General features: G+C 69.6%; 12 protein-coding genes. All 12 read left to right on the forward strand.

Features of this window, described 5'->3' with window-relative positions:
* Positions 1-47: 47 nt before the first annotated feature.
* The 12 genes from ACY0PA_RS29880 (at position 48) to ACY0PA_RS29935 (ending at position 14,251) form a co-directional block, all read left to right on the forward strand.
* Positions 48-434, forward strand: coding sequence for a hypothetical protein (locus tag ACY0PA_RS29880; protein WP_473080620.1), 387 nt, complete (start codon positions 48-50; stop codon positions 432-434).
* 103 nt (positions 435-537) lie between these two features.
* A complete protein-coding gene (gene secA, locus ACY0PA_RS29885) occupies positions 538-3,237 on the forward strand; it encodes a preprotein translocase subunit SecA (protein WP_473086474.1) in 2,700 nt (899 codons plus the stop codon).
* A gap of 88 nt (positions 3,238-3,325) precedes the next feature.
* Positions 3,326-4,597 (forward strand): 1-deoxy-D-xylulose-5-phosphate reductoisomerase, encoded by a 1,272-nt coding sequence (dxr, locus tag ACY0PA_RS29890; RefSeq protein ID WP_473080621.1) that lies wholly within the window; start codon positions 3,326-3,328, stop codon positions 4,595-4,597.
* Between the two features lie 8 nt (positions 4,598-4,605).
* Positions 4,606-5,898 (forward strand): M50 family metallopeptidase, encoded by a 1,293-nt coding sequence (locus ACY0PA_RS29895; protein ID WP_473086475.1) that lies wholly within the window; start codon positions 4,606-4,608, stop codon positions 5,896-5,898.
* A 244-nt stretch (positions 5,899-6,142) separates the two neighbouring features.
* The gene (ispG, locus tag ACY0PA_RS29900) at positions 6,143-7,300 is read left to right on the forward strand and encodes a flavodoxin-dependent (E)-4-hydroxy-3-methylbut-2-enyl-diphosphate synthase (RefSeq protein ID WP_473080622.1); all 1,158 of its coding nucleotides are present in this window, start codon (positions 6,143-6,145) and stop codon (positions 7,298-7,300) included.
* A 304-nt stretch (positions 7,301-7,604) separates the two neighbouring features.
* On the forward strand, positions 7,605-8,453 hold the full coding sequence (locus ACY0PA_RS29905; protein WP_473080623.1) for a GNAT family N-acetyltransferase: 849 nt from the start codon (positions 7,605-7,607) through the stop codon (positions 8,451-8,453).
* Positions 8,454-8,614: 161 nt separating this feature from the next.
* Entirely contained in the window at positions 8,615-9,337 is a 723-nt protein-coding gene (locus ACY0PA_RS29910; protein WP_473080624.1) for a DUF1684 domain-containing protein, read from the forward strand.
* A gap of 55 nt (positions 9,338-9,392) precedes the next feature.
* Positions 9,393-10,913 (forward strand): ABC transporter substrate-binding protein, encoded by a 1,521-nt coding sequence (locus ACY0PA_RS29915; protein WP_473080625.1) that lies wholly within the window; start codon positions 9,393-9,395, stop codon positions 10,911-10,913.
* Positions 10,913-11,878, forward strand: coding sequence for an ABC transporter permease (locus ACY0PA_RS29920; protein ID WP_473080626.1), 966 nt, complete (start codon positions 10,913-10,915; stop codon positions 11,876-11,878). The genes ACY0PA_RS29915 and ACY0PA_RS29920 overlap by 1 nt, the downstream gene beginning before the upstream one ends.
* A complete protein-coding gene (locus tag ACY0PA_RS29925; RefSeq protein WP_473080627.1) occupies positions 11,875-12,693 on the forward strand; it encodes an ABC transporter permease in 819 nt (272 codons plus the stop codon). Before ACY0PA_RS29920 ends, ACY0PA_RS29925 begins: the two co-directional genes overlap by 4 nt.
* Positions 12,690-13,490, forward strand: a complete 801-nt coding sequence (locus tag ACY0PA_RS29930; RefSeq protein ID WP_473080628.1) for an ATP-binding cassette domain-containing protein — start codon at positions 12,690-12,692, stop codon at positions 13,488-13,490. Before ACY0PA_RS29925 ends, ACY0PA_RS29930 begins: the two co-directional genes overlap by 4 nt.
* Positions 13,487-14,251, forward strand: a complete 765-nt coding sequence (locus tag ACY0PA_RS29935) for an ABC transporter ATP-binding protein (protein WP_473080629.1) — start codon at positions 13,487-13,489, stop codon at positions 14,249-14,251. Before ACY0PA_RS29930 ends, ACY0PA_RS29935 begins: the two co-directional genes overlap by 4 nt.
* Positions 14,252-14,278 lie beyond the last annotated feature (27 nt).

The following is a 14,278-nucleotide window of genomic DNA, read 5'->3' on the forward strand; positions in this document are numbered from 1 at the left end:
TATCTTGCTCACCGCAAGTCCCACAGGCCCCGGGGGAGATGGCAGCCATGCGCGACGAGCGCAAGTACCGCAACGACCTGGAACGACGGTTCCGCGACCACGCGCTGAAGATGCGCACCCGCGGCTTCCGGCTGCTCGTCCTCGCCGCGCTGCTGTGGCTGTACGTCCTGGCCCGGCTCCTGCTGCCGCCGGGCGCCCTCCTCGCGTCCGGCGGCGGACACGGCGCCGGCTGCGACGACCCGCTCCTCTTCGAGGAGATCCGCAGGAGCTACGACGACGGCATCTCCAACACCTGCGTCCTGGAGCCCTGGCCGATGATCTTCGCAGTCCTCGCGCTCTCGCTCCCCATCGGGATGGCCGGAGCGATCCTCTACGTGCGCGGCGTCCTCAGCGCCAACCTCAGTCATTACGTCCGGTCCATGACCGGACAGTGAACGGGCCCGCCTCCTTGCCTCAAAGGGCGACGAGGCGGACATTAGGTACAGGGGGGAGGCTCCTGTGCCGGGTACCGGATTCGACCGCATCACCTCCAGGATCATGCGCGCAGGCGAAGGCAGGATCCTGCACAAGCTCCAGCGCGTCGCCGACCAGATCAACTCGGTCGAGGAAGACTTCGTCGCGCTCACCGACGCCGAGCTCCAGGCCCTCACGGCCGAGTTCCGGCAGCGCCTCACCGAGGGTGAGAACCTCGACGACCTGATGCCCGAGGCCTTCGCCGCGATCCGCGAGGCCGCGCGCCGCACGCTCGGCATGCGCCACTTCGACGTACAGCTGATGGGCGGCGCCGCCCTCCACCTCGGCAACATCGCCGAGATGCAGACCGGCGAGGGCAAGACCCTGGCCGCGACCCTGCCCGTCTATCTCAACGCGCTGGCCGGGAAAGGCGTCCACCTCGTCACCGTCAACGACTACCTGGCCGAGCGCGACGCCGCCTGGATGGGCCGGGCCTACCGGTTCATGGGCCTCACCGTCGGCGTCGTCAGGACCGACATGGACCCGGCCGAACGGCGCGCCGCGTACGCCTGCGACATCACGTACGGCACCAACACCGAGTTCGGCTTCGACTACCTGCGCGACAACATGGCCTGGTCGAAGGACGAACTGGTGCAGCGCGGCCACCACTTCGCGATCGTCGACGAGGCGGACTCGATCCTCATCGACGAGGCCCGCACGCCGCTGATCATCTCCGGCCCGGCCGAGCAGCCCACCCATTGGTACCGCGTCTTCGCGGGACTGGTCCGGAACATGAAGGGCGTCCCGGTCCAGGACGAGCATTTCACCACCCAGGCCGACAAGGACCGGCTCGCCGAGCTGCGGGCCACGTACGACTACGAGTACGACCTGAAGAAGCGGACCGTGGCGATCCTGGACCGTGGGGTCGCCTACCTGGAGGACCAGCTCGGCATCGAGAACTTCTACGAGGCGGCCCACACCCCGCTCATCGGGCACCTGAACAACGCGCTCAAGGCCAAGGAGCACTTCAGGAACGACAAGGACTACGTCGTCATCGACGGCGAGGTCCTCATCGTCGACGAGCACACCGGCCGCATCCTCGCGGGCCGCCGCTACAACGAGGGCCTCCACCAGGCCATCGAGGCCAAGGAAGGGGTGGACATCAAGGAGGAGAACCAGACGCTTGCCACGATCACCCTGCAGAACTTCTTCCGCCTCTACACCAAGCTCGGCGGCATGACCGGCACCGCCATGACCGAGGCCGCCGAGTTCCACCAGATCTACAAGCTGCACGTCGTGCCCATCGCCACCAACCGGCCGATGATCCGCCGCGACGACCCCGACCTGATCTACCGCACCGAGAGCGCCAAGTTCGACGCGATCGTCGAGGACATCGCCGAGAGGCACGCCGCCGGCCAGCCCGTCCTCGTAGGCACCACCTCCGTGGAGAAGTCCGAGCTCCTGTCCGAACAGCTCCGCAGGCACGGCATCCGGCACGAGGTCCTCAACGCCAAGAACCACCGCCGCGAGGCCCAGATCGTCGCCCAGGCGGGCCGCAAGGGCGCCGTCACCGTCGCGACGAACATGGCGGGCCGCGGCACCGACATCATGCTCGGCGGCAACCCCGAGGCGATGACCGCCGCCGCACTGGAAGAACGCGGCCCCGCCGAGGACGACGACCCCGACCGGCGCCGCGCCGTCGAGGAGCGCGTCACCACGTCCGCCGCCGCCGAGCACGACGAGGTGAAGGAGCTCGGCGGGCTCTACGTCCTCGGCACCGAACGGCACGAGTCCCGGCGCATCGACAACCAGCTGCGTGGCCGCTCGGGACGCCAGGGCGACCCCGGGGCGTCCCGCTTCTACCTGTCCCTTGAGGACGACCTGATGCGCCTGTTCCGCGCCCAGGCCGTCGACCGGGTCATGGCCATGGCGAACGTCCCCGCGTCCGTGCCCATCGAGAACAAGATGGTCACCCGCGCCATCGCCTCCGCCCAGTCCCAGGTCGAGCAGCAGCACTTCGAGTCCCGCAAGGACGTCCTCAAGTTCGACGAGGTGCTCAACCGGCAGCGCACCCTCATCTACCGCGAACGCCGCCGCGTCCTGGAGGGCGAGGACCTGCGCGCCCAGATCCTCCGCTTCATGGACGACACCGTCGAGGCGTACATCACCCATGAGACCGCCGAGGGCTACCCGGAGGAGTGGGACCTCGACGTGCTCTGGGCCGCCTTCCGCGAGCTCTACCCGTGCGGCGTCACCGCCGACGAGCTCGACGAGGCGGCCGGCGGGCGCGCCGAGCTGACCGCCGGCCTCCTCGTCGAGGCCGTCACCGAGGACATCCACGCCCGCTACGAGGAGCGCGAGAGCGAGCTCGGGGCCGACGCCCTGCGCGACCTGGAACGACTCGTCGTCCTCGCCGTCCTCGACCGCAAATGGCGCGAACACCTCTACGAGATGGACTACCTCCGCGACGGCATCGGCCTGCGCTACACCCTGGGCCGCGAGCCGATCTTCGAGTACGAACGCGAGGGGTTCGACCTGTTCACGGCCATGATGGACGCCATCAAGGAGGAGTCGGTCGGCTACGTCTTCAACCTCGCCACCACTGCCGACGCGCCGCCCTCCGACGCCCTCGACGCGGCCCGGCGCCCCGACCGTCTCCACTTCAGCGCGCCCACCCTGGACACCGCCGGGGGCCAACAGGAAGGCGACTTCAACACCGTCCCCGACGAGGACGCACCGCGCGACGCGGAGCCGCCCGGACCCTCCCCGCGGCCGTCCGCCTGAGCGAAGGGCCGCCGCCGGCGCAGGCGATGACGAACCGCCGGGGGACGCGCTGTCCGAGGCACCCGGAGGCCACGCCACAATGGGGGGCATGAGCGACAGCGCATCCCCCCTCGCGGACCCGCACCTCGTCTACGACCCCGTCGGCACGGACGGCCCGCGGGACGTCGTCATCCTCGGCTCCACGGGCTCGATCGGCACCCAGGCCATCGACCTGGTGCTGCGCAACCCCGACCGCTTCACGGTCACGGCGCTGTCCGCCGCGGGCGGCCGGGTCGGCCTGCTCGCCGAACAGGCCAGGCAGCTGCGCGTACGGACCGTCGCGGTCGCCCGCGAGGACGTCGTGCCCGCCCTGCGCGAGGCCCTGAGCGCGCAGTACGCCGACGGCGAGCCGCTCCCCGAGATCCTTGCCGGACCCGACGCGGCCACCCAGCTCGCCGCCTCCCCCTGCCACACGGTGCTCAACGGCATCACCGGATCCATCGGCCTCGCCCCGACGCTCGCTGCTCTGGAGGCCGGGCGCACCCTCGCCCTCGCCAACAAGGAGTCGCTCATCGTCGGCGGCCCCCTCGTCAAGGCGCTCGCGAAGCCGGGCCAGATCATCCCGGTCGACTCCGAGCACGCGGCGCTCTTCCAGGCCCTCGCGGCGGGCAAGCGCGCGGACATCCGCAAGCTCGTCGTCACCGCGTCCGGCGGCCCCTTCCGGGGACGGACGAAGGCGGACCTCGCACACGTCACACCCGAGGACGCGCTCGCGCACCCGACCTGGGCGATGGGCCCGGTCATCACCGTCAACTCCGCGACCCTCGTCAACAAGGGCCTGGAGGTGATCGAGGCGCATCTCCTCTACGACATCCCGTTCGAGCGGATCGAGGTCGTCGTGCACCCGCAGTCGTACGTGCACTCCATGGTCGAGTTCACGGACGGCTCCACCCTCGCCCAGGCCACGCCGCCCGACATGCGCGGACCCATCGCCATCGGCCTGGGCTGGCCCGAGCGGATCCCCGACGCGGCGCCCGCGTTCGACTGGACGAAGGCGTCGAGCTGGGAGTTCTTCCCCCTCGACACCGAGGCCTTCCCCTCGGTCGGGCTCGCCCGGCACGTGGGCAAGCTCGCGGGGACGGCCCCGGCAGTGTTCAATGCCGCAAACGAGGAGTGCGTGGACGCGTTCCTGAACGGCGCGCTGCCGTTCAACGGCATCATGGACACCGTTACGAAGGTCGTCGGGGAACACGGCGCGCCTTCGGCAGCGGCGGGAACGTCCCTGACCGTCGCGGACGTCCTCGAAGCGGAGACCTGGGCACGCGCCCGGACCCGTGAACTGACGGCACAGGCGACATCGACCGCGGAGGCTCGTGCATGACGACCCTGATGATGATCCTCGGCATAGTCGTCTTCGCGATCGGACTGCTCGTCTCGATCGCCTGGCACGAGCTGGGGCATCTCTCGACCGCGAAGCTCTTCAAGATCCGCGTGCCGCAGTACATGGTCGGCTTCGGCCCGACCGTCTGGTCGCGCAGGAAGGGCGATACGGAGTACGGCGTCAAGGCGATCCCGCTGGGCGGCTACATCCGCATGATCGGCATGTTCCCGCCCGGCCCGGACGGGAAGATCCAGTCCCGCTCCACCTCCCCGTTCCGCAGCATGGTCGAGGACGCCCGGGCGGCGGCCTTCGAGGAGCTCCAGCCCGGCGACGAGACACGCCTCTTCTACACGCGCAAGCCGTGGAAGAGGGTCATCGTGATGTTCGCGGGCCCCTTCATGAACCTGATCCTCGCGGTCGGCCTGTTCTTCACCGTCCTGATGGGCTTCGGCATCACGCAGCAGACCACCACGGTCAGCTCGGTCCAGCAGTGCGTGGTCAAGCAGAGTGAGAACCGCGACACATGCAAGAAGTCCGACCCCGCCTCCCCGGCCGCCGCGGCCGGACTGCGGGCCAAGGACAAGATCGTCTCGTTCAACGGCGTGAAGACCGACAAGTGGAACACCCTCTCCGACGAAATCCGCGCCAACCCCGGCAGGACGGTCGACATCGTCGTCCGGCGCGACGGCCAGGAGAAGGTCCTGCATGCCAAGATCGCCACCAACCAGGTGGCGAAGAAGGACGGCAGCGGCCAGATCGTCCAGGGCGAGTACATCAACGCCGGATTCCTCGGCTTCAGCGCCTCGACCGGTGTCGTGCGCCAGGACTTCGGCGACTCCGTGACCTGGATGGGAGACCGGGTCGGCGACGCCGTGAACTCGCTCGCCGCCCTGCCCGGCAAGATCCCGGCACTGTGGGACGCCGCCTTCGGGGACGGCCCGCGTGAGCCGGACTCGCCGATGGGTGTGGTCGGCGCGGCCCGCGTCGGCGGGGAGATCTTCAACCTGGACATCCCGGCGACCCAGCAGCTCGGTATGGCCCTGATGCTCGTCGCCGGGTTCAACCTGTCGCTGTTCCTCTTCAACATGCTGCCGCTGCTGCCCCTGGACGGCGGGCATATCGCCGGCGCCCTGTGGGAGTCGCTGCGACGGAATGTGGCGAAGGTCTTCAAGCGGCCCGACCCCGGCCCGTTCGATGTGGCGAAGCTGATGCCGGTCGCCTACGTCGTGGCCGGAATCTTCGTCTGCTTCACCGTCCTCGTACTGATCGCGGACGTCGTCAACCCCGTCAAAATCACGTAGTTACCGACTGTTCAGAGATAAACGGGGCCGCGTGCAATGCGTCGAGCAGGGCGGTGGCGGGAGACGGGAGGGCGGCCGGGCATGCTCTGTGCCCGGCCGCCTGCCTTTGGGTGGACTTCCGGACGTGATGTGCTCGGCGCCGGGCCGGTGCCGTAATCTCGAAGCCTGGAGCCCGCTCACCACGGGACCCCGATCCGTGTCTTCTTCTCGGGTCTCGATTCCACACCTTGGGGTTGCACAGCAGATGACTGCGATTTCTCTCGGCATGCCGTCCGTTCCGACCAAGCTCGCCGAGCGCCGCAGGAGCCGGCAGATCCAGGTCGGCACCGTGGCGGTCGGCGGAGACGCACCGGTGTCGGTGCAGTCCATGACGACGACCCGTACGTCCGACATCGGCGCCACGCTGCAGCAGATCGCCGAGCTCACCGCGTCCGGCTGCCAGATCGTGCGGGTGGCGTGTCCCACGCAGGACGATGCGGACGCGCTCGCGACGATCGCGAGGAAGTCACAGATCCCGGTCATCGCGGACATCCACTTCCAGCCGAAGTACGTCTTCGCCGCCATCGAGGCGGGCTGCGCCGCGGTCCGGGTGAACCCGGGCAACATCAAGCAGTTCGACGACAAGGTCAAGGAGATCGCGCAGGCGGCCAAGGACCACGGCACCCCGATCCGCATCGGCGTGAACGCGGGCTCGCTCGACGCCCGGCTCCTGAAGAAGTACGGCAAGGCCACCCCCGAGGCGCTCGTCGAGTCCGCCCTGTGGGAGGCGTCTCTCTTCGAGGAGCACGGCTTCCGCGACATCAAGATCTCGGTCAAGCACAACGACCCGGTCGTGATGGTGAACGCCTACCGCCAGCTCGCCGCCCAGTGCGACTACCCGCTGCACCTCGGCGTCACCGAGGCGGGCCCGGCCTTCCAGGGCACCATCAAGTCCGCCGTCGCGTTCGGCGCGCTGCTCTCCGAGGGCATCGGCGACACCATCCGCGTCTCCCTCTCGGCCCCGCCGGTCGAGGAGATCAAGGTGGGCAACCAGATCCTGGAGTCGCTGGGCCTCAAGCCGCGCCGCCTGGAGATCGTCTCCTGCCCGTCCTGCGGCCGCGCCCAGGTCGACGTCTACAAGCTCGCCGAAGAGGTCACCGCGGGCCTCGACGGCATGGAGGTCCCGCTGCGCGTCGCCGTCATGGGCTGCGTGGTGAACGGACCGGGCGAGGCCCGCGAGGCCGACCTCGGCGTCGCCTCCGGCAACGGCAAGGGCCAGATCTTCGTGAAGGGCGAGGTCATCAAGACCGTCCCCGAGTCGAAGATCGTCGAGACCCTCATCGAAGAGGCGCTGAAGATCGCGGAGCAGATGGAGAAGGACGGCGTCGCCTCCGGCGAGCCCACGGTGGCCGTCGCCGGCTGACCCCTGTCATGACCTCGAGGCCCGCCGCCCCTTCGGGGACGACGGGCCTTGTCGTTGTGGGGATGCGGCGCCGTCGGGGCTGATCGCGCAGTTCCCCGCGCCCCTACCTGAGGGGCGCGGGGAACTGCGCGAGCAATCACACATCACCCGCAGCCGCCCGACAACAGCACCGGGCAGACGAGAAAGCGCGAGGCCGCCGCAGGCAGGCCCCCTGAAACAGCCGCCGCCGCAGAGGCAGAGGCGCCGCACAATTCCGGCAGGTATGGTGCGGAGACCAGCAGACCGGATGGTGAGGCCCCCGCACGTGTTGACTCAGACCACCACCCGGGTCCTCGAACCGAGTGACCTCGACGCCGCGCTCGCCGTGCTCGACCGCGAGCCGGTTGCCAATGCCTTCGTCGCGTCCCGCGTCCAGGTCGCGGGCCTCGACCCGTGGCGCTTGGGCGGCGAGATGTGGGGCTGGTACGAGGACGGGATGCTCGAGTCCCTCTGTTACGCGGGCGCGAACCTGGTCCCGATCTGTGCCACCCCGAGGGCCGTGCGCGGGTTCGCCGACCGGGCCCGCCGGGCCGGGCGCCGCTGCTCCTCCATAGTCGGCCCGGCCGAGCCCACCGCCCAGCTGTGGCGGCTGCTCGAACCGAACTGGGGCCCGGCCAGGGACGTACGCGCCCAGCAGCCCCTCATGGTCACCGACCGGCTCCCGGACGACATCGCCCCCGATCCGTACGTCCGCCGCGTCCGCAAGGGCGAGATGGAGACGATCATGCCGGCGTGCGTGGCGATGTTCACGGAGGAGGTCGGCGTCTCTCCGCTGGCCGGTGACGGGGGCCTGCTGTATCAGGCGCGGGTGGCCGAGCTGGTCGGCTCCGGGCGCTCGTTCGCCCGGCTCGACGAGCACGGCAAGGTGATCTTCAAGGCCGAGATCGGCGCCGTGACGTCGCGGGCCTGCCAGATCCAGGGCGTGTGGATCGCCCCCGAACACCGCGGCCGCGGCCTCGCCGCCCCCGGCATGGCGGCCGTCCTGCGCTATGCGCTCGCGGATATCGCGCCGCTGGTCAGCCTGTACGTGAACGACTTCAACACCCCGGCGCGGGCCGCGTACCGCCGGGTGGGATTCGAGGAAGTCGGCGCGTTCATGAGCGTCCTGTTCTGACGCATCGGCGTGCTTCCTGTGGCACCTGTCTCACATTTCTGGCGCCATTTGACATTAGCGCTCCTTATGGAAGATAAAGAAGCTCCTTTGGTTCAAGCTTCACCCAGTGTGAGCAACCTCCGTGTGCACACCGGCGTGGACGCTGATGAGTTTCTACGCGAATGAGTGCCGCCATGCCCGACCGTGCCAGTGACCCCTCCCAGGCCTGGGAGGCGTGGCGTGCCGGGCGGCACCGCTCCGTCACCGGCCCCACCGGGAACCTCGCCCTCGTCGAGACCCGTTGGTTGCCCGCGGGTGAGCGCCCCGACCTCACGGCGGCCCGCGCCGGACAGCGCGACGGTGTGACCGTCACGACCGTCGAGCGCACCGACCTGGCGACCGGCGAGCCCGAATACGCGCTGCGCTTCTGGGACGCCGAGTCCCCCGCGATCCGGAACTTCGAGCGCACCGACGCCTTCCCGTTCGACCCGGCCTGGGTCCTGGACGCCACGTACACCCCCGTCGAGGACGCCCGCCGGGTCGCCTTCGAGCACATCCGGGACAACGGCGGCACCCGCGATCTCGCCGTCCCCGGCGACATCGCGCTCACCGTCGACGGCACCGACTACACGCTCAGCGCCTTCGACGACGACGGCACCCTGCTGCTCGTCTTCGGCGACCCGACCAACGGGACGGCCACCTACGGCGCGGGCCGGTTCCTCTTCGTCGAGCACACCGGTGAGGGGCGGGTGCGGCTCGACTTCAACCGAGCGTTCGTCCCGCCCTGCGGGTTCTCCGATCAGTACAACTGTCCGATGCCGCCGCGGCAGAACCGCTTCCACCTGCCCGTAGAGGCGGGCGAGAAGCTTCCGGTCTTCCGCGACGGCTTCGCCGACCAGCACTGATCCCCGCGCTCTCCTCCCCGCGCCCCCTCTCCGCGCCCGCACGAAGGCAGCCCCCATGAACCTCCCCAAGAAGCCCCTGTCCGCCGGTGTGCTCACCGTCGCCCTCGCCGTGACGCTCGCCGCGTGCGGTGGCTCCGGCGACAACAACAGCAGCGGCGGCAACGGCGCGTACGACAAGAACGCCACGGTCAACATCGGCTCCCTGTACGAGCCGCAGAACCTGGACAACACCGGGGGCGGCGGCCAGGGCGTCACCGAGGCGCTCAACGGCAATGTCTACGAGGGCCTGTTCAAGCTCACCGACGACGGCAAGGTCGAGAACCTCCTCGCCAAGGACTACAAGGTCTCCGGCGACGGGCTCACCTACACCTTCACCCTGCGCGACGGCGTGAAGTTCCACAGTGGCAAGGCGCTGACCAGCAAGGACGTCAAGTACAGCCTGGAGAAGGTGATCGCGCCGGACTCGCAGTCCGCGCGCAAGAGCAACCTTGAGGTCATCAAGTCGGTCGACACCCCCGACGCGAAGACCGTGAAGGTCACGCTGAAGCAGAAGTCGATCTCCTTCGTCTACAACCTGTCCTACGTCTGGATCATCAACGACCAGGCCAAGAACCTGAAGACGGCCGAGGACGGCACGGGCCCGTACAAGCTCGGCAAGTGGACGCGCGGTTCCGCGCTCAGCCTCGACCGTTTCCCCGGCTACTGGGGCACCGCCGCCACGAACAAGCAGGTCGTCCTCCACTACTACAAGGACGCGACCGCGCTGAACAACGCGCTTCTGACGAACGCCGTGGACGTCGTCACCAGCGAGCAGTCGCCCGACGCCCTCGACCAGTTCAAGTCCAACCAGAACTACAAGGTCAACGACGGCGACTCGACGACCAAGCTCCTGCTCGCCTTCAACGACAAGGCCAAGCCCTTCACGGACGTCAAGGTCCGCAGAGCCGTCTCGTCCGCGATCGACGACAAGAAGCTCCTCGAGTCCGTCTGGGGCGGCTACGGCAAGGAGATCGGGTCGATGGTGCCGCCCACCGACCCCTGGTACGAGGACCTGACCAAGGTCAACGCCTACGACCCGGCCGAGGCCAAGAAGCTGCTCAAGGAGGCCGGTTACGCGAAGGGCTTCAGCTTCACGCTGGACACCCCGAACTACGACCCGCACCCGACGGCCGCCACCTTCATCAAGTCGCAGCTCGCCAAGGTCGGCATCACCGTCAAGATCAACACGATCACGCCCGACGAGTGGTACACGAAGGTCTACAAGAACCACGACTTCTCGGCCACGCTCCAGGAGCACGTGAACGACCGTGACGTCGTCTGGTACGGCAACCCCGACTTCTACTGGGGCTACGACGACAAGCAGGTCACCAAGTGGGTCGAGGACGCCGAGAAGGCGTCGTCGACCCAGCAGCAGACCGACCTCCTCAAGAAGGTCAACCGCAAGACCGCCGAGGACGCCGCCAGCGACTGGCTGTACCTGTACCCGCAGATCGTGGTGGCGAGCAGCAAGCTGTCCGGCTACCCGGTCAACGGCCTGAACTCGCAGTTCTTCGCGTACGACATCAAGAAGGGCTGATGACCGGCTATCTGCTGCGCCGCCTCGCCTTCCTCGTCGTCTCCCTGGCCCTCGCGAGCGTCGTCCTTTTCGTGCTTCTGAGGATGCTGCCCGGCGACCCGGCGAACGCGCTCACCTCCGTGGGCGCCTCGCCGGAGCAGATCGCGGCGGCGCGGCACTCCATAGGCTCCGACAAGCCGCTGCCCGAGCAGTTCACCCAGTGGATGGGCCGGCTAGTGACCGGCGACCTCGGCACGTCCTTCGTCAGCTCGCTGCCCGTCGGACCCGAGGTCACCCAGCGCCTGAGCGTCACCGTGCCGCTGACCCTGTCCGCGTTCGCGCTCGCCGTGCTGATCGCGGTCCCGGCCGGCTTCGCCGCCGCGTACAAGCGCCGGACCTGGTACGGCGCCCTGCTCAGCGCAGTGTCCCAACTGGGCATCGCCGTCCCGGTGTTCTGGCTCGGCATGATCCTCATCGCCGTGTTCGCGCTCAACGCGGGCTGGCTGCCGTCCGGCGGCTTCCCGCCGGACGGCTGGTCCGACCCCGCACAGGCGATCCGCTCCCTCGTGCTCCCCGTCGTCACCATCGCCCTGGTCATGTCGGCGTCCCTGATCCGCTACGTCAGATCGGCGACGCTCGACGTCCTCGACAGCGACTTCCTGCGCACCTCGCGCGCCCTCGGCTCCTCCTTCGGAGGGGCCATGTGGCGCCACGGACTGCGCAACGCCTCCGTACCGGTCATCTCGATCCTCGGCATCGAACTGGCGTCGACCCTGCTCGGCGCGGTCGTCGTCGAGTCCGTGTTCGCGCTGCCGGGACTCGGCTCCCTGCTCGCCACCGGCATCGCCCAGCACGACTACCCCGTCATCCAGGGCGTCCTGTTCGTCTCCACCCTCGCCGTGCTGCTCATCGGCTTCGCCGCCGACCTCGTGCAGCGGATCATCGACCCACGGCTGCGCAACCGGCTCTCGGGAGGCGCCCGATGAAGCGTTCCGCAACCCTGTGGACGGGGTGCGTCCTCGCCGGACTCATCGCCCTCATGGCGCTCGTCTCCCTCTTCTGGCTGCCGTACGACCCCTCGGACACCTCCGGCGGACGGCTCGCCGGGCCGGGCGACGGACACCTGATCGGCACCGACAAGCTCGGCCGCGACCTGCTGACGCAGCTCATGACCGGGTCCAGGATCGCGATCGCGGCCGGGCTCGGGTCCGTCCTGATCGCGGCCGTCGTCGGCATCACGCTCGGCCTCATAGCGGCGTTCGCGCAGGGCTGGTTCGACGACACCGTCTCGGCCCTGCTCGACATCCTCATCGCGTTCCCGACGCTGCTGCTCGCCATGCTGATCGTCTCCGCCCGCTCGGCGACCCTCACCTCGGCCGTCCTCGCGATCGGAATCGCGCAGAGCGCGATCGTCGCGCGGCTGACCCGGATCCTGGTCAAACGGGTCCTCGCGCAGGACTACATCACCGCGTCCCGCACCTCCGGCACCTCCTGGCCGCGGATCGTCGGCGCGCACGTGCTGCCCAACATCTGGCCGACGCTCGTGGTCAACCTGGCGCTCCAGTTCGGCCTCGCCGTCCTCGCCGAGGCGAGCCTGTCCTACCTCGGCCTCGGCGCCCCGCCGCCCAACGCCTCATGGGGACGCATGCTCCAGGAGGCCCAGGCGACGTTCACGACGGCCCCGGCGGGCGCGCTCGCCCCCGGCATCCTCCTCGTCCTGCTCGTCATCGGCGTCAACCTCGTCGCCGACGGCCTGCGCGACACCTTCGACCCGGCCCGGCGCAGGAGGACAGCGGCATGAGCCTGCTCGAGGTACGCGACCTCACCATCCGCACCGGCGACGGCCGCGACCTCGTCTCCGGCCTCAGCTTCTCCGTCGACCGGGGCGAACGGCTCGGCCTCATCGGCGAGTCAGGGTCCGGCAAGTCACTCACCACCCTCGCCGTGCTCGGCCTGCTCCCCGACGGGATGACCGCCACGGGCAGCGTCGAACTCGACGGCACCCAGATCGTCGGCGCGAGCGAGAAGCGGCTCGTCGGCGTCCGCGGCAGCGCCGCCGCGATCGTCTTCCAGGAGCCGCTGACCGCGCTCGACCCGCTGATGCGCGTGGGCAGACAGCTCGCCGAACCGCTGCGCCGCCGCCGCGGCCTCAAGGGCGACGCGCTCCGCAAGGCCGTCGCCGAAGCCCTCGAACAGGTCAGGCTGCCCGAACCCGGGCGCATCGCCCGCGCGTTCCCGCACGAGATCTCCGGCGGCCAGCGCCAGCGCGTGGCCCTCGCCATGGCGCTCGCCTGCGACCCTGACCTGCTCATCGCCGACGAGCCGACCACAGCCCTCGACGTCACCGTGCAGTCCGAGATGCTCGTCCTGCTCGACACCCTCGTCGGCGAGCGCGGCATGGCCGTCCTCTTCGTCAGCCACGACCTGGCCGTCGTCTCACGCGTCACCGACCGCGTCCTCGTGATGAAGGACGGGCGCGCCGTCGAGGACGGGACGGTACGCGACCTGGTGCGCGCGCCACAGCGGGCGTACACGAAGGCGCTCGTCGACAGCGCGCGGAAGCTCGAATCCGCCCTGGACCTGGGAGAGCCCCGATGACCGCCGTACTCGAACTCGACTCGGTCGGACACACCTACCGGGGGGCCGCGGCGCCCGTCGTCGAGGACGTCTCCCTCACCGTCGACGCGGGCCACAGCCTCGCGCTCGTCGGCGAGTCCGGGGCCGGCAAGACGACCCTGCTCCGGCTGCTCCTCGGCCTCGCCCGACCCACCACCGGAACCGTCCGCTTCGACGGGGACCCGCTGCGGCTCGGCGACCGGGCGCAGATGCGGCGCTTCCGACGCTCCGTGCAGTGCGTCTTCCAGGACCCGTACGCCTCCCTCGACCCGCGCCAGCGCGTCAGCCGCATCGTCGCGGAGCCGCTGCGCTCGCTCGGCGTGGCCACCGGCGCCGCCGTGCACGCGAAGGTCGCCGAGGCCCTCGAACAGGTCGGACTCCCGGCGGACGCGGCGTCGCGCTACCCGCACGAGTTCTCCGGCGGCCAGCGCCAGCGCATCGCCATCGCCCGGGCCACCGTGTGCGACCCACGTGTCCTGCTCGCCGACGAACCCGTCAGCGCGCTCGACGTCACCACCCGCGTCAAGGTCGTCGACCTGCTCGGCGAGCTCAAGCAGGAGCGGGGCCTGACCATCGTCATGGTCTCCCACGACCTGTCTGTGGTGGCCGCCCTGTGCGAACGGACCGCCGTACTCGAACGCGGACGCGTCGTCGAGCAGGGCCAGACCCGTGACGTGCTCGGATCGCCCGAACACCCCTACACGCGGCGGCTGCTCGACAGCGTTCCCAGGCTGCCCGTTTGATCAGCTGAGCGCCGCCGGACGGCCCTG

The organism is Streptomyces sp. DS1-CR2, assembly GCF_055760475.1.